The sequence below is a fragment of the Rhodococcus sp. BP-160 genome, from assembly GCF_019836205.1.
Taxonomy (GTDB): domain Bacteria; phylum Actinomycetota; class Actinomycetes; order Mycobacteriales; family Mycobacteriaceae; genus Rhodococcoides.
This window is the reverse complement of sequence record NZ_JABUEK010000001.1, coordinates 1,121,654-1,140,775: the sequence shown is the minus strand read 5'-3', so window position 1 is coordinate 1,140,775 and position 19,122 is coordinate 1,121,654. Positions and strand designations below refer to the sequence as shown.

19 protein-coding genes are annotated in these 19,122 nt (G+C 67.4%); 9 read left to right on the top strand and 10 right to left on the bottom strand.

What is annotated here, in order from left to right:
• Nucleotides 1-55: 55 nt before the first annotated feature.
• Genes HQ306_RS05400 through HQ306_RS05390 form a run of 3 tightly spaced genes read right to left on the bottom strand, consistent with a single transcriptional unit; the run spans nt 56 to nt 1,913 of the window.
• Nucleotides 56-466 carry a low molecular weight phosphatase family protein gene (locus HQ306_RS05400; RefSeq protein ID WP_027504392.1) on the bottom strand — a complete coding sequence of 137 codons (411 nt, stop codon included), beginning with the start codon at nt 464-466 and terminating at the stop codon, nt 56-58.
• The gene (gene arsB / locus HQ306_RS05395) at nt 466-1,554 is read right to left on the bottom strand and encodes an ACR3 family arsenite efflux transporter (protein WP_222628042.1); all 1,089 of its coding nucleotides are present in this window, start codon (nt 1,552-1,554) and stop codon (nt 466-468) included. The genes HQ306_RS05400 and arsB overlap by 1 nt, the downstream gene beginning before the upstream one ends.
• Nucleotides 1,551-1,913, bottom strand: coding sequence for a helix-turn-helix transcriptional regulator (locus HQ306_RS05390; protein WP_056446484.1), 363 nt, complete (start codon nt 1,911-1,913; stop codon nt 1,551-1,553). The genes arsB and HQ306_RS05390 overlap by 4 nt, the downstream gene beginning before the upstream one ends.
• Nucleotides 1,914-2,042: 129 nt before the next feature.
• Between HQ306_RS05390 and HQ306_RS05385 the strand changes: the two genes are divergently transcribed.
• Nucleotides 2,043-3,548 carry a SulP family inorganic anion transporter gene (locus HQ306_RS05385; RefSeq protein WP_222628041.1) on the top strand — a complete coding sequence of 502 codons (1,506 nt, stop codon included), beginning with the start codon at nt 2,043-2,045 and terminating at the stop codon, nt 3,546-3,548.
• A 79-nt stretch (nt 3,549-3,627) separates the two neighbouring features.
• Entirely contained in the window at nt 3,628-4,011 is a 384-nt protein-coding gene (locus HQ306_RS05380; RefSeq protein WP_056447472.1) for a MerR family transcriptional regulator, read from the top strand.
• A gap of 1 nt (nt 4,012) precedes the next feature.
• Here HQ306_RS05380 and nhaA read toward each other — a convergent pair whose 3' ends face one another.
• The 3 genes from nhaA to HQ306_RS05365 all read right to left on the bottom strand — a co-directional run bounded on the left by nhaA (nt 4,013) and on the right by HQ306_RS05365 (nt 8,168).
• Complete coding sequence (gene nhaA, locus HQ306_RS05375; protein WP_222628039.1) at nt 4,013-5,335, bottom strand: Na+/H+ antiporter NhaA; 1,323 nt, start codon at nt 5,333-5,335, stop codon at nt 4,013-4,015.
• A 25-nt stretch (nt 5,336-5,360) separates the two neighbouring features.
• Nucleotides 5,361-7,148: a BCCT family transporter gene (locus HQ306_RS05370; RefSeq protein WP_374197695.1), complete on the bottom strand. Its 1,788-nt coding sequence runs from the start codon at nt 7,146-7,148 to the stop codon at nt 5,361-5,363.
• 147 nt (nt 7,149-7,295) lie between these two features.
• The gene (locus HQ306_RS05365) at nt 7,296-8,168 is read right to left on the bottom strand and encodes an alpha/beta fold hydrolase (protein WP_222628035.1); all 873 of its coding nucleotides are present in this window, start codon (nt 8,166-8,168) and stop codon (nt 7,296-7,298) included.
• Between the two features lie 174 nt (nt 8,169-8,342).
• Between HQ306_RS05365 and HQ306_RS05360 the strand changes: the two genes are divergently transcribed.
• Nucleotides 8,343-8,702 (top strand): VOC family protein, encoded by a 360-nt coding sequence (locus HQ306_RS05360; RefSeq protein WP_222628033.1) that lies wholly within the window; start codon nt 8,343-8,345, stop codon nt 8,700-8,702.
• Nucleotides 8,703-8,760: 58 nt separating this feature from the next.
• Here HQ306_RS05360 and HQ306_RS05355 read toward each other — a convergent pair whose 3' ends face one another.
• The 4 genes from HQ306_RS05355 to HQ306_RS05340 all read right to left on the bottom strand — a co-directional run bounded on the left by HQ306_RS05355 (nt 8,761) and on the right by HQ306_RS05340 (nt 12,719).
• Nucleotides 8,761-9,621 (bottom strand): helix-turn-helix transcriptional regulator, encoded by an 861-nt coding sequence (locus HQ306_RS05355; RefSeq protein ID WP_056446493.1) that lies wholly within the window; start codon nt 9,619-9,621, stop codon nt 8,761-8,763.
• Between the two features lie 62 nt (nt 9,622-9,683).
• A complete protein-coding gene (locus HQ306_RS05350; RefSeq protein WP_222628031.1) occupies nt 9,684-10,730 on the bottom strand; it encodes an NAD(P)-dependent alcohol dehydrogenase in 1,047 nt (348 codons plus the stop codon).
• 81 nt (nt 10,731-10,811) lie between these two features.
• Entirely contained in the window at nt 10,812-11,474 is a 663-nt protein-coding gene (locus tag HQ306_RS05345) for an SDR family NAD(P)-dependent oxidoreductase (RefSeq protein ID WP_222628030.1), read from the bottom strand.
• A gap of 27 nt (nt 11,475-11,501) precedes the next feature.
• Nucleotides 11,502-12,719: an MFS transporter gene (locus HQ306_RS05340; protein ID WP_308115491.1), complete on the bottom strand. Its 1,218-nt coding sequence runs from the start codon at nt 12,717-12,719 to the stop codon at nt 11,502-11,504.
• Between the two features lie 233 nt (nt 12,720-12,952).
• On the opposite strand from HQ306_RS05340, the gene HQ306_RS05335 reads away from it, so the two are divergent.
• Genes HQ306_RS05335 through HQ306_RS05310 form a run of 6 tightly spaced genes read left to right on the top strand, consistent with a single transcriptional unit; the run spans nt 12,953 to nt 19,108 of the window.
• Nucleotides 12,953-14,119, top strand: coding sequence for a VOC family protein (locus HQ306_RS05335; RefSeq protein ID WP_222628028.1), 1,167 nt, complete (start codon nt 12,953-12,955; stop codon nt 14,117-14,119).
• Entirely contained in the window at nt 14,116-15,051 is a 936-nt protein-coding gene (locus HQ306_RS05330; protein WP_027504379.1) for a fumarylacetoacetate hydrolase family protein, read from the top strand. Before HQ306_RS05335 ends, HQ306_RS05330 begins: the two co-directional genes overlap by 4 nt.
• A complete protein-coding gene (locus HQ306_RS05325; RefSeq protein ID WP_308115492.1) occupies nt 15,048-16,595 on the top strand; it encodes a bifunctional 3-(3-hydroxy-phenyl)propionate/3-hydroxycinnamic acid hydroxylase in 1,548 nt (515 codons plus the stop codon). Before HQ306_RS05330 ends, HQ306_RS05325 begins: the two co-directional genes overlap by 4 nt.
• Complete coding sequence (locus HQ306_RS05320) at nt 16,585-17,787, top strand: cytochrome P450 (protein WP_222628026.1); 1,203 nt, start codon at nt 16,585-16,587, stop codon at nt 17,785-17,787. The genes HQ306_RS05325 and HQ306_RS05320 overlap by 11 nt, the downstream gene beginning before the upstream one ends.
• Nucleotides 17,784-17,981 (top strand): ferredoxin, encoded by a 198-nt coding sequence (locus HQ306_RS05315; protein WP_027504376.1) that lies wholly within the window; start codon nt 17,784-17,786, stop codon nt 17,979-17,981. Before HQ306_RS05320 ends, HQ306_RS05315 begins: the two co-directional genes overlap by 4 nt.
• Entirely contained in the window at nt 17,978-19,108 is a 1,131-nt protein-coding gene (locus HQ306_RS05310) for an NAD(P)/FAD-dependent oxidoreductase (RefSeq protein WP_222628023.1), read from the top strand. Before HQ306_RS05315 ends, HQ306_RS05310 begins: the two co-directional genes overlap by 4 nt.
• The last annotated feature ends 14 nt before the right edge of the window (nt 19,109-19,122 follow it).

Sequence of the window (19,122 nt, the reverse complement as noted above, 5' to 3'; positions counted from 1 at the left end):
TCCGGCCGACGGCCGCCACTCCGACGGGAGTGCCGGCCGTCGGGTGCGGCCCGTGTCAGATCCGCAGTCGCGCCGCGAGTTCGTCGACGCGCGTGGCGATGTCGTCGCGCACCAGGCGCATCCGCTCGATGCCCTCGATACCTCGCGTCGACGGCTCGTCGGTGTCCCAGTTCAGGTAGGTCGGTCCCTCGACCGGGTCGACGGTCGCCTCGGTGCCGAGGGTGACGACGAAGTCCATCCGGGACATCAGATCCGGATCGATCGGCTTGGGGTGCTCACCGGTGAGATCGACTCCGACCTCACGCAGCGACTCGGCCGACAGAGCATTGACTGCACTGCCGGGGGCAGTCCCGGCGGAATGCACCTCGACATCGTCACCGGCGACCGTGCGCATCAGCCCTGCGGCCATCTGCGACTTGCCGCCGTTCTTCACGCAGACGAACAACACACTCGGCTTGCGGTACATCAGGATTCCTTCGTCTGTCGGGCGGGTGAAAATCGTCTGCGCAGTGCCAGCGAGACGTAGACGAGTCCCACGAGGACGGGGACTTCGATCAGGGGTCCGACGACGCCGGCGAGGGCTTGGCCGGAGGTGGCTCCGTAGGTGGCGATCGCGACGGCAATGGCGAGTTCGAAGTTGTTGCCCGCCGCGGTGAACGCCAGGGTCGTCGTGCGTTCGTAGCCCAGGCCCATGGCGGCGCCGAGGGCGTATCCGCCGCCCCACATCACGGCGAAGTACACCAGCAGCGGGAGCGCGATGCGGACGACGTCCAGGGGCTGGGAGGTGATGCGGTCGCCCTGCAGGGCGAACAGGACGACGATGGTGAACAGCAGTCCGTAGAGCGCCCACGGCCCGATCTTGGGGATGAACGAGGTCTCGTACCAGTCGCGGCCCTTGGCGCGTTCGCCGAAGTACCGGGAGGCGAATCCGGCGATCAACGGGATGCCCAGGAAGATCAGCACGGACTTCGCGATCTGCCACGGTGATGCCTCGATGGTGGTCTGGTCGAGGCCGAGCCAGCCGGGGAGCACGGAGAGGTAGAACCAGCCGAGGACGGCGAACATGATCACCTGGAACACAGAATTGATCGCCACGAGTACGGCTGCGGCTTCGCGGTCGCCGCAGGCGAGGTCGTTCCAGATGATGACCATCGCGATGCAGCGGGCGAGTCCGACGATGATCAGTCCGGTGCGGTACTCCGGTAGGTCGGGGAGGAACAGCCAGGCCAGAGCGAACATCAAGGCGGGGCCCAGGATCCAATTCAGAGCGAGAGAACCGAGCAGGAGCTTCTTGTCACCGGTGACGGTGTCGAGCCGGTCGTAACGCACCTTGGCCAGCACCGGGTACATCATGATCAGCAGGCCGATCGCGATCGGCAGGGAGACGCCGTCGACGGAGATGGACGACAGGGCGTCGTTCATCCCGGGGATCAGTCGTCCGAGCAGGAGCCCGACGACCATCGCGACGCCGATCCACACCGGCAGGAAGCGGTCGAGGGTGGAGAGCTTGCCGACGACGGCGGGGTGGTCGCTGGTGTTCGCCGCGGTGCTCATGCGGTCACCAGCGTCGGGTCGACGGTGGCCATGACGGCCGACAACTGCTGCAGCGCATCGGGAACCACGCGGTAGTAGACCCAGGTTCCACGCCGCTCGGAGCCGAGCAGGCCGGCCTGGCGAAGCACCTTGAGGTGGTGGGAGATGGTCGGCTGCGACAGGTCGAAGGATCCGGAGATGTCGCACACGCACGCCTCACCACCGTCATGACTCGCGATGAGACTGAGCAGGCGCAACCGGACCGGGTCGCCCAGCGCCTTGAACATCGACGCGAGGATGTGCGACTGCTGCTCGGTCAGAGGTTCACGAACCAGGGGCGAGCATCGGACGCCCGTGTCGGGCTCTGACTGATTCGACATTCTTCTATATTGACGGTTGTCGATGGTCTCGGTCAATTCGCACTCTACTCTCCGGTGAGAGTAGAGTTCCGCCCCAGCGGAGGGCCGTGCTCGGCCTCCGGCAGTCCCGCACCGTGAAAGAGGCTCGTCATGTCCCACGCCGGCTCGACCGTCGCCCCACCCGAGGACACCTCGGTGCTGGCCGCGCTGCGCTCACCTCGTCGTCTGAAGACCGAGGTGCTGGCGGGCCTGGTCGTCGCGCTGGCGCTGATCCCGGAGGCGATCTCGTTCTCCATCATCGCCAGTGTCGATCCCCGCGTCGGACTGTTCGCGTCCTTCACGATGGCGGTCACCATCTCGATCGTCGGCGGTCGTCCGGCCATGATCTCCGCCGCCACCGGAGCGATCGCCCTCGTCGTCGCGCCACTGTCACGCGAGTACGGCCTCGACTACCTCATCGCCGCCGTGATCCTCGGTGGCGTCCTGCAGATCGTGCTCAGCGTCGTCGGAGTGGCGAAGCTGATGCGCTTCATTCCGCGCAGCGTGATGGTCGGGTTCGTCAACGCGCTCGCCATCCTCATCTTCACGTCGCAGTTGCCCTACCTCATCGGCGTGCCCGCCCTGGTGTATCCCCTCGTGGCAGTGGGTCTCGTGGTCATGGTGTTCCTTCCCAAGCTGACGACCGTCGTGCCCGCACCGTTGATCGCCATCGTGATGCTCACCGCCGCCACCCTCGTGTTCGCGCTGCAGGTTCCCGATGTCGGCGACGAGGGCGAGCTGCCGTCCTCGCTTCCGACGCTGCTGCTCCCGAACGTGCCGTTCACCCTCGACACCCTGTCGATCATCGCGCCGTTCTCGCTCGCCATCGCACTGGTGGGTCTGCTCGAATCACTCATGACCGCGAAGCTGGTGGACGACATCACCGATTCGCGCTCGAACAAGACCCGCGAGGGTTGGGGCCAGGGTGTCGCCAACCTCGTCACGGGCTTCACCGGCGGCATGGGCGGCTGCGCGATGATCGGCCAGACCATGATCAACGTGAAGGTCTCCGGCGCACGTACCCGGATCTCGACCTTCCTCGCCGGAACGTTCCTGCTGATCCTCGTGGTGGGACTCGGCGACATCGTGGCACTCATCCCGATGGCCGCGTTGGTCGCGGTCATGATCATGGTCTCGGTGGGCACGTTCGACTGGCACAGCATCCGTCCGTCGACCCTGCGGCGCATGCCCAAGAGCGAGACGCTGGTCATGATCGCCACGGTGGCCGTGACCGTCGCGACCCACAACCTGGCCTACGGCGTCGTCGTCGGTGTCGTCACCGCGATGGTGCTCTTCGCGCGGCGGGTCGCGCACCTCACCGAGGTGGTCGACGTGGCACATCCGGACGAGAACACGCGCGTCTACAAGGTGCTGGGAGAGCTGTTCTTCGCCTCCAGCAACGATCTGATCCACCAGTTCGACTACGTCGGTGACCCCGAGAACATCGTCATCGACATGTCGGAGTCCCACATCTGGGACGCCTCCACGGTCGCGACGCTCGATGCCGTCACCACGAAGTACGCGGCGAGGGGCAAGAAGGTCGAGATCGTGGGTCTGAACGCGTCGTCCGTGGAACGACGGGACCGGCTCAGCGGAAACCTCGGCGCAGGACACTGATCGGGCCCGGTCTCCGGGTCGGAACTAGAGTCGACGCACACTCGACGTACGACGAAGGAGCGGGACAGTGGGCGAGAGCATGCAGATCGGTGAGGTCGCCGAGCGCACGGCACTGTCCATTCGCACACTGCGCCACTACGACTCGGTGGGTCTCGTCGTCCCGTCGGCGCGATCGGCCGGCGGATTCCGGCTCTACACCGAGGCCGACGTCGAGCGGTTGTTGGTGATCCGGCGAATGAAGCCGCTGGAGTTCACGCTGGCCGAGATGGGCGAGCTGCTCGCAGCCCTCGACGTCCTCGGGAACGGCGATGCCGACGACGAGGACCGCGCTGCCGCAACACAGTTCGTCGACGAGTGCCACGACAAGGCGCTGGACCGATGCGAGACGTTGCGACGCCATCTTGCCTACGGCGAGGAGTTCGCAGCTCTGCTCGCGGCCCGCAGGCCGGTCACCGAACTCTGAGTCAGCTCTCCTCGCGGCGCTGATACACGTCGGGGATGCCGTCGTGATCGTCGTCGCGAGTCTCCTCCTCGTGGATCAGCTTGTACGCGCGGTTGCGGCTGCGCAGAATCGCGGCGGCGATGCACGCCGAGATCACCGATCCGGTCAGAACTCCGACCTTGACGTGATCGTCTCGCTCGGTGCTCTCACCGAAGGCGAGGTCGCCGATCAACAGCGAGACGGTGAAACCGATGCCGGCGAGAACGGCGACGCCGAACACGTCACGCCACGCGAGTCCGGCATCGAGAGTGGCACGGGTGAAGCGGGACACGAGATACGTGGTGCCCAGCACGCCGATGGTCTTGCCGACCACCAGTCCCGCGACGATGCCGATGGCGATCGGGTCGCCGAGCGCCTCGAAGAAGCCCGACACGCCGCCGACGGTTACGCCGGCGGCGCAGAATGCGAAGAGCGGCACCGCGACACCGGCAGAGAGAGGTCGGATGCGATGTTCGAAGTGTTCGGCCATACCGGGTCCGGCCTCCGGACCGCCGGCGGCGCGGCTGCGGATCACCGGCACCGCGAATCCGAGCAGCACGCCGGCGACCGTGGCGTGAACGCCGGACTCGTGCATGAGAACCCAGGTGACGACCGCGAGGGGAACGAGAATCCACCACGACCGGATCCGTCGCTGCACGGCGACGGCGAAGAGGGCGAGCGGGATCATCGCGGCGCCGAGCGCCACGAAGTTCAGGTCGGCGGTGTAGAAGATCGCGATCACCGTCACCGCGAGGAGATCGTCGACGACGGCCAGCGTGAGCAGAAAGGTGCGCAGGGCGAGCGGTAGGTGCGTGCTGACGACGGCGAGAACGGCGACCGCGAAGGCGATGTCGGTCGCGGTGGGAATAGCCCACCCCAGCAGTGCGCCGTCACCGGTGCGCAGATTGACGACGACGAAGATCAGTGCGGGTACGGCCATGCCGCCGATCGCGGCCGCGATGGGCAGTGCCGCACGCGCCGGGTCGCGGAGGTCGCCGGCGACGAATTCGCGCTTGAGTTCGAGGCCCACGACGAAGAAGAAGATCGCGAGCAGGCCGTCCGCGGCCCATGTGGAGAGAGTGAGATCGAGGTGGAGCGCGGACGGGCCCACTTGTGTCGCCATGAGCGTGTCGTAGGCGGCCGACCACGGGGAGTTGGCCCAGACGAGAGCGATCACCGTGGCGACCAGCAACAGGGCACCCCCGACGGTCTCCTTGCGCAGCACGTCGGTGATGCGCGAGGCTTCGGACCACGACCCCCGCGAGAGCAGACTGCGACGCGTGGGAGGTGGCGAGGATGACGTCATGGGGTGCCCTTCGGTGCTCTGACGATCAGGAGTTGTCGTACGCGGTGGCGTCGGTACGGCGTTGGTGGGCTTCGCCTTCGGCGGAGTCCGCGAACTCGGGGGTGTCGAAGACCTCGCCGCCGAGCGGATCGACCGGCTCGTCGTGCTCCGAGTACTGGACGGCGCCGGTGTCCGGGTCGATCTGAAGTCGGCTCTGCGGTACCGACTGGACCGCGAGCAGCCCGGACGGAGTGGACAGGCCGTCCTTCGACGGGGACAGACCGGCGAACGTGGTGGAGATACCGCCGCGCTCCGGCCGTCTCGCCGGTGTCGTGCCGTCCACGGGCGGTGCATCTCCGGCAGGGGTGATCCGGACATAGGACGGCGTGGTGGCCACCTCGTAGCGGAAGGCCTTGAGGAGTGACACGCACGCCAGCACCATGATGATCGAGAACGGCACCGCGGTCGCGATCGACGCCGTCTGCAAGGCCGTGAGTGATCCGGATCCACCGATCAGCAGCAGAACAGCGGCAGCGACGCCCTCGAGCACGGTCCAGTAGACGCGGGTGATCTTGGGTGTGTCGAGATCACCACCGGTGGAGAGGATGTCGATGACCAGCGAGCCGGAGTCCGAGGAGGTGACGAAGAAGAACACGATCACCGCGATGGCGAGAACGCTCGTGACGGTCGCGAGCGGAAGACCGTCGAGAAGCTGGAACAGGCTCGTGTCCGTGCCGACCGTTCCGTCGTCGGCGAGCATGGTGCCCTCGTTGCGCTGACGGAGGATTCCGGAGTCACCGAAGATGGTGAACCACAGCGAGCCGACGAGAGTCGGTGCGAGCAGCACGCCGAAGACGAATTCGCGGATCGTGCGGCCGCGCGAGATCCGTGCGATGAACATGCCGACGAACGGTGCCCAGCTCATCCACCATCCCCAGTAGAAGATGGTCCAGGCGCCGGCCCACCCGTCCTCGGCGAAAGGTGATGTACGGAGCATCAATTCCGGCAGCGCCTGGACGTACCCACCGAGGTTCTGCACCCACGACTGCATGAGGAACAGCGTCGGTCCGGCGATCAGGACGAACACAGCCAAGCCGGCGGCGAGTGCCATGTTGATGTTGGAGAGCCATTTCAGGCCCTTCGACACACCCGAGACGACGGAATACGTGGCGAGCAACGTGACGAAGGCAATGAGGGCGATGGTCAGCCAATTGTTCGTCTCCACCCAGCCGAGGTAGGACAGACCGGCGGAGATCTGCTGAACACCGAAACCGAGTGAGGTCGCGACGCCGAACAGCGTTCCGATGATGGCGATCGCGTCGATGGCGTGACCGATACCGCCCTCGATCCGTTGCCGTCCGAGCAGTGGCTCGAGGAGCCAGCGAACCGACAGGGGGCGGCCCTTGCGGTAGGTCATGTACGCGAGTCCGAGACCGACGACGACGTAGATCGCCCATGCGTGCAGACCCCAGTGGTACAGGGTGAGCTCCATGGCCTGGTTGGCGGCCGCGTCGGTCGATCCGTCGACACCCCCGGCAACTGGGGGAGTGATGTAGTGCGACAACGGTTCTGCGACGCCGTAGAACACCAGTCCGATGCCCATACCGGCGCTGAAGAGCATCGCGAACCAGGAGAGGACGCCGAATTCGGGGCTCTCGTCGTCGCGGCCAAGGCGGATGTTGCCGATACGGCTGGCGCCACAGTAGAGGGCGAAGACGACGAATCCCGTCGCCGTCAGGATGTACCACCATCCGACACCGTCGGTGATGGCCCCGTTCAGGGCCTCGAATGCGTCGGCCGCGGTACCCGCGAAAATGACGGAGAAAACGATCATGGCGACGATGATCGCGGACGCGGGAATGAATACCGGTTTGCGTATTCCGCGCCAGGCGGATCGTACTGAATTCACTTGTTCACATCCTGAGAAATAGACGATCGGTCAGTCGATCATGGCGGTGAGGCCGGGGTGGACGCGAATCCGCTACGTCCGGACCCGTCGATCGACCCGCTCGATCGCGGCGGTGAGCGCCCGCGGGCATTCGTGTTCCGGGAGGTGACCGCAGTCGTCGAGCACCGTCGTGTCCCGACCGGTGATCTCCCACACCTGGTCGTCCAGTCGACGGTGGTCGAGTACCGGATCACACGATCCCGCCACCACTTCGAGCGGCACCGCGCGGCTCCATTCCGCGAGCCGCCGCTCCGAGATGTGGCGATCCGCGCGCGTTCCGGCGCAGTGCGTCGACACCAGAAGTCGCCATTCCACCAGTTCGTCGTCCGGACGGAAATGTTGTCCGCAGAGTGCGGCCACCGCCCTGGAGGTGCTGTGCGCGGACGTGCGGCGTCGCAGGAACCGCCCATCGGGGCGAGAGACCGGGACGATGCCTTCGGGACGGACCAGCACCATCGCGCCGACCGACGATCGGCAGGTGGCGGAGAGGGCCGCCGCGGCGCCGCTCCCGATGCCCAGCAGAACCGGCCGCGGGGCGCCGATCTGCGTCAGGGTGTCCTCCAGCCAGCGACCGTAGTCGGCCGAGGCCCGGCCCCGGCGCGGGCGCACCCCCGAACTGAGCCCGGGCTGGCCGGGCATGTCGGCGACGTGCACCGTGGCGTCGGGCATCGCATCGATCAGCGGCGTCAGAAGTGCCGCGCAGGACAGCTCGCCGGGCACCACCACGACGGTGCGCTGCGCGTCGGGTCGAACGACGGACGTGACGACGGTCGAGCCGAGCGAGGTGTCGATCCGGCGAACGGTGTGCGGCGTGGACCAGTCGGCGAGTCTGCGTCGGCACCATTCCTGCACGGCGTCTCGGCCTGCTGTGGTCCGGTACGTGCCCGTGTCGACGGCGAGCATCATGTCGAGGTGCCTCTTCCTGCTGGACGTCGTTCGGGGTCGCGGAAGCGACCGCCGACCAGACTTCCCGGCACACCGTGGGAGGACACTACTCGTGCGGTCGGCGGGTTGCCACTCGGCGACAGAGGTCCCGCGGAAGGACACGCGCCGGGCGTGCTCGACCGGCATGATCGGGCAATGGCGACGACCAGGCACCACCGCATCGACTACATCGAGCTGTCGGTCACCGACCTGACGGTCGCTCGGGCCTTCTACGCGGGTGCCTTCGGATGGACGTTCGTCGACTACGGCCCGACGTACGCCGGCATCGTGGGAGCCGACGGCGCCGAGGTCGGTGGGCTGGCCGTGGTCGAGACCCCCGCGCCGGCGGGAGGACCACTCGTGCTGCTCTACTCCGACGACCTGGACGCATCGGCCGAGGCGGTCGAGGCCGCAGGCGGATCGGTGGTGTCCGGCCCCTACGACTTCCCGGGTGGACGACGCTTCCACTTCGCCGATCCGAGCGGCACCGTGCTGGGTGTGTGGGCGGCGTCCTGAACCACGCGATGACGACAGTGGAATCGAGACCCCGGATTCCGGGGTCGGGAGTACACGATCAACGGGCTGCTTCAGTCGACCAGGACCCCAGCAGTCGCAGTCGATCCGCGCTCGGGGATCCGGGCTCCGCTGTGTAGACCATGAGGACGGAACCGGGGTCCGCGGTGATCACCAGTTCCTCGTAGGCGAGGTGGACCTCGCCGACGACGGGATGGTGGAAGCGTTTGGTCCCGGCGCCGTGAGTGCGGACGTCGTGTGCTCCCCACAGCCTGCGAAACGTCTCGTCGCGTGTGGACAATTCACCGACGAGGTCCTGCAGGCCCTTGTCGTGTGGGTCCCGGCCGGCCTCCGCACGCATGATGGAGACGCACATCTGCGCGAACAGGTCCCAGTCGGGATAGAACTCCCGCGACAGCGGATCGAGGAACTGGAACCGAGCCAGGTTGGGCACCCGGCCGCCGTCACCGATGACGGGCGCGTAGAACGCTTTTCCCAGTTCGTTGGTGGCCAGCAGATCCTGCCGTCGATTGCGCACGAAAGCGACGCCGTCGGTGATGGAGTCGAGTGCCCACTGCAGGCTGATGCGAGGTGGGGTGATGCGCTCCGCCCTGCGACGGGGGCGTCCCGACGTGGGGACACCGTCGGCCGCGCGAGCCAGATCGAGCAGATGCGCATGTTCGGTGTCGGTGAGCTGCAGGGCGCGCGAGAGCGCGTCGAGCACGGACGACGATGCACCGCCGATGGCGCCGCGCTCGATGCGGGCGTAGTACTCGACCGACAGGCCGGCCAGCGACGCCACTTCGCTGCGACGCAGGCCGGCCACCCGACGGGTACCACTGGTCGTGATGCCCGCTGCCTCCGGTGTCAACCTCGCGCGGCGGGTCATGAGGAACTCGCGAACCTCGGCCTTGGTGTCCATGAATTCAGCGTAGGACGACCGGAGGCGATGAGGGAGGCCCTGTCATGACACCCCTCGCGCGGTCAGGCCAGCGTCGCCGTGTCGATGACGAACCGGTAGCGGACATCGGAGGCGAGCACCCGTTCCCACGCATCGTTGATCTTGTCTGCGGAGATGACCTCGATCTCGGCTCCGAGACGATGCTCGGCGCAGAAGTCGAGCATCTCCTGAGTCTCCGCGATCGAGCCGATGGCGGATCCTGCGAAGGTACGGCGGTGCGGGATGAGCGAGAAGACGTGCAGGGGGAGTGGTTCCGCCGGCGCGCCGACGTTGACCATGGCACCGTCGACGGCCAACAGTGACAGATGTGCGTTCAGATCGATCGACGCGCTGACGGTGTTGATGATCAGGTCGAACGTGGAGGCGAGCTCGGTGAACGTGTCCGGATCGCCGGTGGCGAAGTAGTGGTCCGCGCCGAGACGTAGTCCGTCTTCCTGCTTCGCCAGCGACTGCGACAGGACCGTGACCTCGGCTCCCATGGCGTGCGCGAGCTTCACGGCCATGTGCCCGAGTCCACCCATCCCCACAACGGCGACCTTCTTGCCGGGTCCTGCGCCCCAGTGGCGGAGCGGTGAGTACGTGGTGATGCCGGCGCACAGCAGCGGCGCCGCAGCGTCGAGCTCGATGCCCTCGGGGATCGTGACGACGAAGTGCTCGGTGACGACGACCTGCTGCGAGTAGCCACCCTGAGTGACCGTGCCGTCACGGTCGGTGCTGCCGTAGGTCTGAATGTTGCCGACGAGGCAGTACTGCTCGAGGCCCCTCACGCACTGGGCGCACTCGCCGCACGAGCCGACCATGCAGCCGACGCCGACGCGGTCGCCGACCGCGTGTTTCGTGACCTCGGAGCCGATCTCGGCCACGATTCCCGCGATCTCGTGACCGACGACGAGGGGGTACGGAACGGGGCCCCATTCGCCGCGGGCGGTGTGAATGTCGGAATGGCAGATTCCGGCGAACGCGATGTCGATCCGGACGTCGTGAGGTCCGACATCGCGGCGGTCGATGGTGTAGGGGGACAGTGGCTCGTCTGCTGCGGTGGCGGCGTACGCCTTCACGGAAGTGGTCATGTCTCCAGTCGACACCCGCATCAGCGGTCGAGGGAGTCCCTGACGGAGGGTGTACCCGCAGGGCACCTCTCGTCGAGAAGGTCAGTCCAGAGGTGCTGCGAACGTGCGGAATTCGCCGCGCTCGGTGTGCATGGTCCACAATAGTTCCGCGAGCGCGTCCGGTTCGTGCGACGGCTCACCCGCGCCGATGCCCCGCGGAATGATCAGCTGGCCGACGTGCAGCCCCTCCGGTGCGAGTGCGTCGTGCAGCAGTTGGGCGTAGGCACTCTCGCCGGCGAAGGCGACCGAGGTCCCGGCGACGGTCGCGCCGGGACGAACTGCACTGCCTCCGTTCACGAACAGCACGGTGCCGCGTCCCAGCGACCGCATTCCCGGCAGTGCCCAGTTCACCGCGGTGACGGGTCCGTAGATGGAGAACTCGACCGGACCGACGAGATCGGCCACGCGTGTCTCGAGGACCGGCTTCATGAATTCCCTTGCCGGGACAGGGCTGTACTGCAGCACCTCGATCGGTCCGAGTCGCTCGGCCGCCGAGTCCAGCGCGGTGGTCAGGGACTCGGGGTTGCGGACGTCGGCCGGGAAGCCCGCGGCGGTGATCCCGGCATCGCCCAGCGAGTCGGCGATGCGGTCGACATTGCCCTGCTCTCGTGAGATCAGGGCGACCGAGAGCCCCTCGCGGCCGAAGCGGCGAGCGACGGCGGCTCCGAGTCCCTCACCCGCACCGATGATGGCGATCGTGGTCATGGTCGTACTCCTCTGATCGAGTGGAAGTCAGGACACCAGCGCGTCGTGCTGCGGGGTGGCGCCGGCGCGGTGGCCGTGTCCGGGCCTGGCCATGATCACGAGGGTAGCCAGCGGAACGAGCAGCGCGGCGGCGAACGCTGCGCCGACGACCGGGATCGAGGCCGGGCCGAACACACCGATGGCCCGCGCGGTGACCGCACTCCCCATCGCGGTGCCGAGGTTGAACATGGACGTGCACAGCGAAGTGGCCAGGGTGGGTGCGCCCTCGGCGAACCTGACGGCCATCGACATGAGGACCGGGTTCATGCCGAGACCGGCGAGACCGGCGATCGCGAGAAGTGCGATCGCCGGTGCGGCGTGGTCCGACACCGCGCCGAGCAGGGCGAGTGCTGCCACGACGGCGATGCCACCGCCCAGAGCAGTCCCGTACGGCGCGCGGCCTGCGAGCCGGCCACTGCCGAGTGTGCCGGTGACGGCACCGACGCCGAAGATCGCGAGACCCACCGGGAGGAGTTCGGCGGACAGGCCCGCACGCTCCGTCAGCAGCGGGGCGATGAACGAGTAGGTGGACATCACGGCCGAGGTGACGAGGACGCAGGCAGCCATGACCACCCACAGGCGCCGCGACATCAGCGCCGCCGTCTGCTCTCGCAGCGGGACGGTGGTCGAGGCGGAGCGACCGCCGGGAACGATGCGAGCGACCGGAACAGTCGCGAGCAGCGCCAGCCCGGCGAGGATCCAGAACGGGCCACGCCACCCGACGAGCTGACCGGCGACGGACCCGAGGGGCACGCCGATGACGGTCGCCAGGATGCCCCCGCTGAGGACCATGCCGATGGCACGCGCGGCGTCGTCCGGGCCGGACACTCGAGCACCGACGGACGCTGCGATCGACCAGAACGCCCCCGTGACCAGCGCGGTCACGAAGCGGGCGACGAGGACGACGGAGAGCTCGTCGGTGAGTGCCACGACGACATGTCCGGCGGCGAACACGGCGAGCGAGAGCAGCAGCGTCGTGCGCTCGGGAACTCGCAGCACCGCCACCGCCACCGCCGGCGTGGCGATCATGCCGATCGCGAATGCCGTGACCAGGAGACCCGCCTCGGAGATCCCGATGGCCAGGTCGCCGGCGATGTCGGGCAGCAACCCGGCCACGACGAACTCGGACGTGCCCATGAGGAACGTGCCCATCGCCAGGACGGAGACGAGGAAGGGCAGCGGTCGACGTTCGGTGGTGGAAGGCACGGTCGTCGACGCTATCGACGTCCTCGCGGCGCAACGAGACCCTGACAGGGAACCTCTCGCTCCCGAGTCACCTGTGTGCAGTGATCCGCGGATACCGCGGATCACTGCACACGAGTCAGCGCTCGAGCACCGTGCTTCCCACTCGAACACCACCTTGTGATGATTTCATCAGAAAGTCTTGACGGGCGATCCGATCATGAGTGACGATGTGATCATCTACTTCAGGAGCGGCCATGACGATCGATCACGCGTACCGAACTCGCGACGTCGACGGGCATCAGGGGATGCACGTCGATCAGGGTGCGTTGCCGGGTGAGCATCCCGGTCGTGCGGTGAACCCGGTGATCAAGGTCCAGGACATCGCCTGGCTCGAGTTCCGCAAGCCCGACCTGGACCGCGCGCAGACGTTCGCGGAAGCATTCGGCTTCGGAGTCACCGTGCGGACCGACGACGAGTTGCATCTGCGCGGGCTGGCTGACGGAGCGCCGTGCGTCATCATCCGCAAGGGGCGCCGGACGTCCTACGTCGGTGCAGCCTTCCGTGCCGCCGAGTCCGCCGACGTGCTGCGCCTCGCCCGCGCGACGGGTCATCGCGTCGAGCGGCTGCCCGAGTCGATCGGGGGGATCGGGGTGACCGTGACGGATCCGAGCGGCCAGCCGGTGCGGGTGGTCGCCGATCTCGACGACGGTCGCCCACTGCCGGGTCAGCGCACCCACGACTACAACTTCGGGGCGCTCGACGACGCGGGAATCACGCGCACCAATGCCACGCAGCGGCCACCGCACGAGCCCGCCCTCGTGGAACGGCTCGGTCACGTGGTGCTGCAGCGCACGCGCTATCTGGAGAACCTGACCTGGTATCTCGAACACCTGGGGCTGATCGTCAGCGACTTCCTCTACTACGACGGGCAACGTCACCGCGGACCGGTCATGAGTTTCATCCGCTGCGACCGGGGGTCCGAACCGACCGACCACCACACGCTCGCGATGACGCTGGGGCCGTCGGACCGCTACGTCCACTCGGCGTACCAGGTGTGCGATCTCGACGCCATCGGTGCGGGGAGTCGCTATCTCACCGAGCGCGGCTACCGGCATTCGTGGGGGATCGGTCGGCACATCCAGGGCAGTCAGATCTTCGACTACTGGCGCGACCCGGACGGCTTCCTCGTCGAGCACTTCAGCGACGGTGACCGCTTCGACGCCACGCTCGAACCTGGCTGGGCGCCGATGACGGCGTCCGGTCTCGCGCAGTGGGGACCACCCGCGAGCAAGGACTTCCTGGGGATCGCACCGAACAAGCGGTCCCTGTCGGAACTGCGATCGATCCTCACCGGACTGCGCAGCGACAACGAATTCGACTCCGAACGCCTTCTCGGCCTGATGAAAGTAGCCTCGACATGAGCATCGCCGTTCTCCGCACCGCCGACGGATGGTGGGTGCAGACCCGCGAGGGTGCCGTTCGGGTGGACACCACAGCGACCACCACCGCGGACCTGCTCGCAGACCGGTCGGCCGTCGATGCTGCCGCTGCCGGTGGCGAGACCGTCCCCGTGGCATCGCTCGAGCTCGTCTCGCCCGTCACCGCGCCGTGCCGAGTGGTGGCACAGATGACCAATTACGTGTCGCACGTGAAGGATTCCGGTATGAATCCGGAGACGGTGCCACTGACCTTCTTCCGGAAGTCGTCGGGGTCGATCAGCGGACCGACCGCCGACATCGTCCGGCCGGCCCATGTCACCCTGCTCGACTACGAGGTGGAGATCGGGCTCGTGGTGGGGACGACCCTTCCCGTCGGATCGACGATCGACGACACGACGGTCGCCCGCCACATCGCGGCACTGGTGATCACCAACGACGTGTCGGCCCGCGACGTCCAGCTGCCCAAGACCCAGTTCTACGAGGCGAAGTCCTACCCGACCTTCACCCCCGTCGGCCCCGTCCTCCTGGTTCTCGAGGACGGCGACCTCGATCGTTTCGAGCAACTGCGGTTGATGCTGCGCGTCAACGGGGAGATCCGGCAGAACAGTACGGTGCGAGACATGATCTACCGACCCACGGAAGCGTTGCGGACCCTGACGGGATTCCAGCGTGTCGACCCGGGCGACCTGATCCTGACCGGCACTCCGGGAGGCACGGCCCTGAAGGCGCCACCGAAGCCCATCGAGATCATCGGCGCTCTGCTGCCGCCGGCCGTGAAGTGGAAGACCTTCTTCAAGCGTCAGGCGAGCAACCCGGCCTACCTGCAGGACGGTGACGTGGTGGAGGTGACCATCGCCACCGACGACGCGATGCTCGACCTGGGGATGCAGCGCACGACGGTGCGGTACGCGTGACGCACCACCCGGCCGTCGTCGTCGGCGCGGGACCCACCGGAATGGTGGCGGCCTCACTGCTCGGTCGGCACGGCATCGAGTGCCTCGTACTCGACCGGTGGGAGGACATCTTCCCGCAGCCGCGTGCCGTCCACCTCGACGACGAGGTCCACCGCATCCTCGGTGACCTCGGCGTCGCGGAGGCGTTCACCGAGATCTCCCGCCCCGGACGCGGCCTGCGCCTGGTGGACCCCGCCATGGACACCATCGCCGAGTTCGAGCGTGATCCCGATTCCCGTCCTCACGGCTTCCCTCCGGCCAACATGTTCGACCAGCCGGAGCTCGAGCGCATCCTGCGATCGGCGATGACGCGGAATCCTCACGTGCAGTTTCGCGGCGGCGTGGAGATCACCGACGTGGCCACGATGAGGGACCACGTGCAGGTGATCGTCCGGGACGTCGCCACGGGCGAACGCAGCGCCGTCACGGCGGACGTGGTGCTCGGGTGCGACGGTGCGAACAGCGCGGTGCGGGCCGCGCTCGGAACGACGATGCGGACTCTCGCGCCCGAACAGCGGTGGCTGGTGGTCGACGCGTCGAGTCCCGTCGACCCCGGCCTGTGGGACGGGGTGCATCAGCTGTGCGATCCGCACCGCGCGGGCACGTTCATGCGCATCGGCGAGACTCGCTATCGGTGGGAATTCGAACTTCTCGAACACGAGACCGTCGACGACTTCCCGGATCTGGATGCACTCGCACCGCTGCTCGACCCGTGGCTGCGCCGAGCACCGCGCACCGATCTCGAGCTGGTCCGGGTCACCGAGTACACGTTCCGGGCCCAGCTCGCAGACCGGTGGCGTGATCGACGGGTGTTCCTGCTGGGCGACGCGGCGCATCTGACACCGCCGTTCATCGGCCAGGGGATGGGCGCCGGTCTGCGTGACGCCTACAACCTGACCTGGAAGGTGGCCGGGGTATTGGGCGGATCTCTGCCCGAGGCGGCTCTCGACAGCTACGAGCAGGAACGAGTACCGCACGCGCGCGCCATGATCCGCCAGGCAGTTGCCGTCGGATGGGCCATGAACGGCGGCGGTGAGAGGGTCGCGGGTCTGCGTCGCCGGGTGTTCCCGGTGGTGACACGTGTTCCCGGACTGAGTTCCGTCGTCACGGACAGCGCGACTCCGCGTCTGCACCCGTCGATGTTCGTGCGACGTGGATCGATATCGCCGCGCCGGCTCGAGGGAACGCTGTGCCCCAACGCGCCGACCGAGCGCGGTGTTCGCTTCGATGCCGTGGCACCACACCGGTTCACAGTGGTCACCACCGTGAAACCCGAACCAGCGCAACGTCAGGAGATCGCCCGCCGCGGCGCGGAGGTCCTTCTGGTCAGCCCCGGCTCCGACCACGGCAGATGGTTACGCCGCGGACGAGTGTCCGCCGCTCTGGTCCGCCCCGACCGGACGGTGATGGCGACAGCGCGGTCACTGTCCGCACTCCACACCCTTGTACCGCCGTCGCCGAGCCCGTTGCCCCCGAACACGATCGGACGCACCGATGAGAACTGACACGGCACTTCCTCGCTACACCGAGGACATCTACTCCACCGCGGCCATTCTCGATCCGTACCCGCACTACGCGGAGATGCGGGCTCTGGGTCCGGTGGTGTGGCTGACTCGCCAGAAGGTTCACGCGATCACGCGCTACGCGGAATGCAAGTCGACGCTGCTCGACGACGGCACGTTCGTCTCCGGCGACGGTGTCGCGCTGAATCCCGTCGCCAACAGACTCGGTCGTGGAACGACGCTCAACAGTGACGGCGACGAGCACGCGTTGAAGCGATCCGTGCTCGCACATCGTCTCACTCCGAAGGCCGTCCGGAAGATGGCGTCGGCGGTGCAGGACAAGGCCGAGCAGATCGTCGACGCGGCGCTGACGCAGCAGTGCATCGACGGAGTCGACGACCTGGCCACCGCGCTCCCGACGTCGATCGTTCCCGATCTCGTCGGGTGGCCGGAGGACGGCCGTGACGACCTGCTGCGCTGGGCCGGAGCGACATTCGATGCGCTCGGTCCCCTGAACCGGCACGCGGTGACGGCGACCCGAGCAGCGTCGGAGATGATGGCCTACTCCCGTCGGGTGGTCCGTGAACGCTCGGTGCTGCCGGGCAGCATGGGTGCGGACGTTCTCGCCGCGGCCGACGAGGGGCGCATCGAGAGATCGCAGTGCCCGGCGTTGATGATCGACTACCTCGGACCGTCGCTGGACACGACCATCGGCGCCATCTCCGGTGCACTGCACCTGTTCGCGACCCATCCGGACCAGTGGCAGGCGGTCCGCGAGGATCCGACCCTGATTCCCAACGCGGTCAACGAGGTCGTGCGATACGAGTCGCCGATCCGTGCGTTCTCCCGCCGGGCGGTGCGCCAGGAGACCATCGGCGACGTGGTCGTTCCTCGGGGCGCGCGAGTGCTGGTGCTCTACGCGTCGGCGAACCGTGACCCCCGCGAGTGGCACGACCCGGACTCCTTCGACATCACCCGCGATGCGACCCGTCAACTCGGCTTCGGATCGGGCGTGCACGGATGCGCGGGTCAGGGGCTCGCTCGTCTCGAGGCGTCCACGATGCTGCGAGTGCTGGCCGAGCGCGTCGAGCGCATCGAACTCACAGGCACACCGTCGCGTGCGGTGAACAACGTCATCCACCGATTCGACCGCCTCCCACTGAGGTTGGTCGCAGCAGAGAGGAGATCGTCATGATCGTCGATGTCGACTGGGATCGATGCGAGGGACACGGCATCTGCGCAGAGCAGGCGCCGGAGGTGTTCAGCCTCGACGACGAGGGCGAGCTGCACCATGCCTACGACGGCGCGGACGTCCCGGACGAGTTGGTGCCCGGTGCTCGATCCGCCGTGAGTGTCTGTCCGGTCGCGGCGCTGCGTGAGCGCGCGTGAGCGGTGCCGCACGCCGGGTGGTGATCGTCGGTGATTCCATCGCCGGATGTACCGCCGCACGTGAACTCCGAGCGCTGGGTCACGACGGTCCGATCACCATGATCGGATGCGATCCCGACGGCTGCTATGCCCGGCCGCGGCTGTCCAAACGCGTTCTCGCGGAGGGCATCGGTGCGTCCGATGTCTGGGACCTGTCCGATCTCGACCTGACCGCCGTCACCGCGCTGGCGACCGGAGTCGATGTCGGGCGACGAGTGATCACTCTCGCGGAGGGTGACGACGTTCCGTACGACGCTCTCATCGTGGCGACGGGGGCGGACGCTCGCAGACTGGCTGCACCCGACCAGAGCGGTGAGCTGGTGGTGCGCAGCCTTGCCGATGCTCGTCTGCTGCGGGAGCGGCTGGAGAATGCGACGTCCGCGATCGTCGTCGGCGCAGGGTTCCTGGGGATGGAAGTGGTGAGTGCCTGTGCGGCACGCGATGTTCCGGTCACGGTCATCGACGTGGATCCGCCGTTGCAGCGGATACTCGGCCCGTTCCTGTCCGAGGCGATCACCGCACGGGCGGCTGCACGCTCGGTCGACGTCCGCCGGGTGGACCGGCCCGTCGAGTTGATCGGCGATCCGGTGGGTGGGGTCCGGATCGACGGCATCGAGTCGACGGCCGATCTCGTGGTCAGCTGTGTCGGTGAGGTCCCCGGCACGCACTGGCTCGACGGCAGCGGGATCGGTGACGGCGGCGGCGTGGACATCGACGACCGCTGTGCGACCGCGGTGCCGGGAGTGTTCGCTGCGGGAGACGTCACTCGTGGCTCGGACGAGAACGGCCGGGTTCGCCGTACCCCGTTCTGGTCCACTGCGATCGCGCAGGGCAGGGTCGCCGCGGCATCGGTGTTGGATGTGCCGGCCCGGTGCGCACCGACGGACGACTACTTCTGGACCGAGGTACTGGGATTGTCCATCAAGGTCGTCGGTCCGCTGCCTCTCGTCGGTGCACCCACCGTGTTGGAGGGATCGGTGAAGGACGGCTCGGCTCTCCTCGAGTGGACGCACGACGACGGTCGCAGGACCGTCGTGGCCTACGGGATGAAGAAGGCTGTCGGGTTGTTGCGACGCATGGTGTCGTGATCACCGATGCGGCA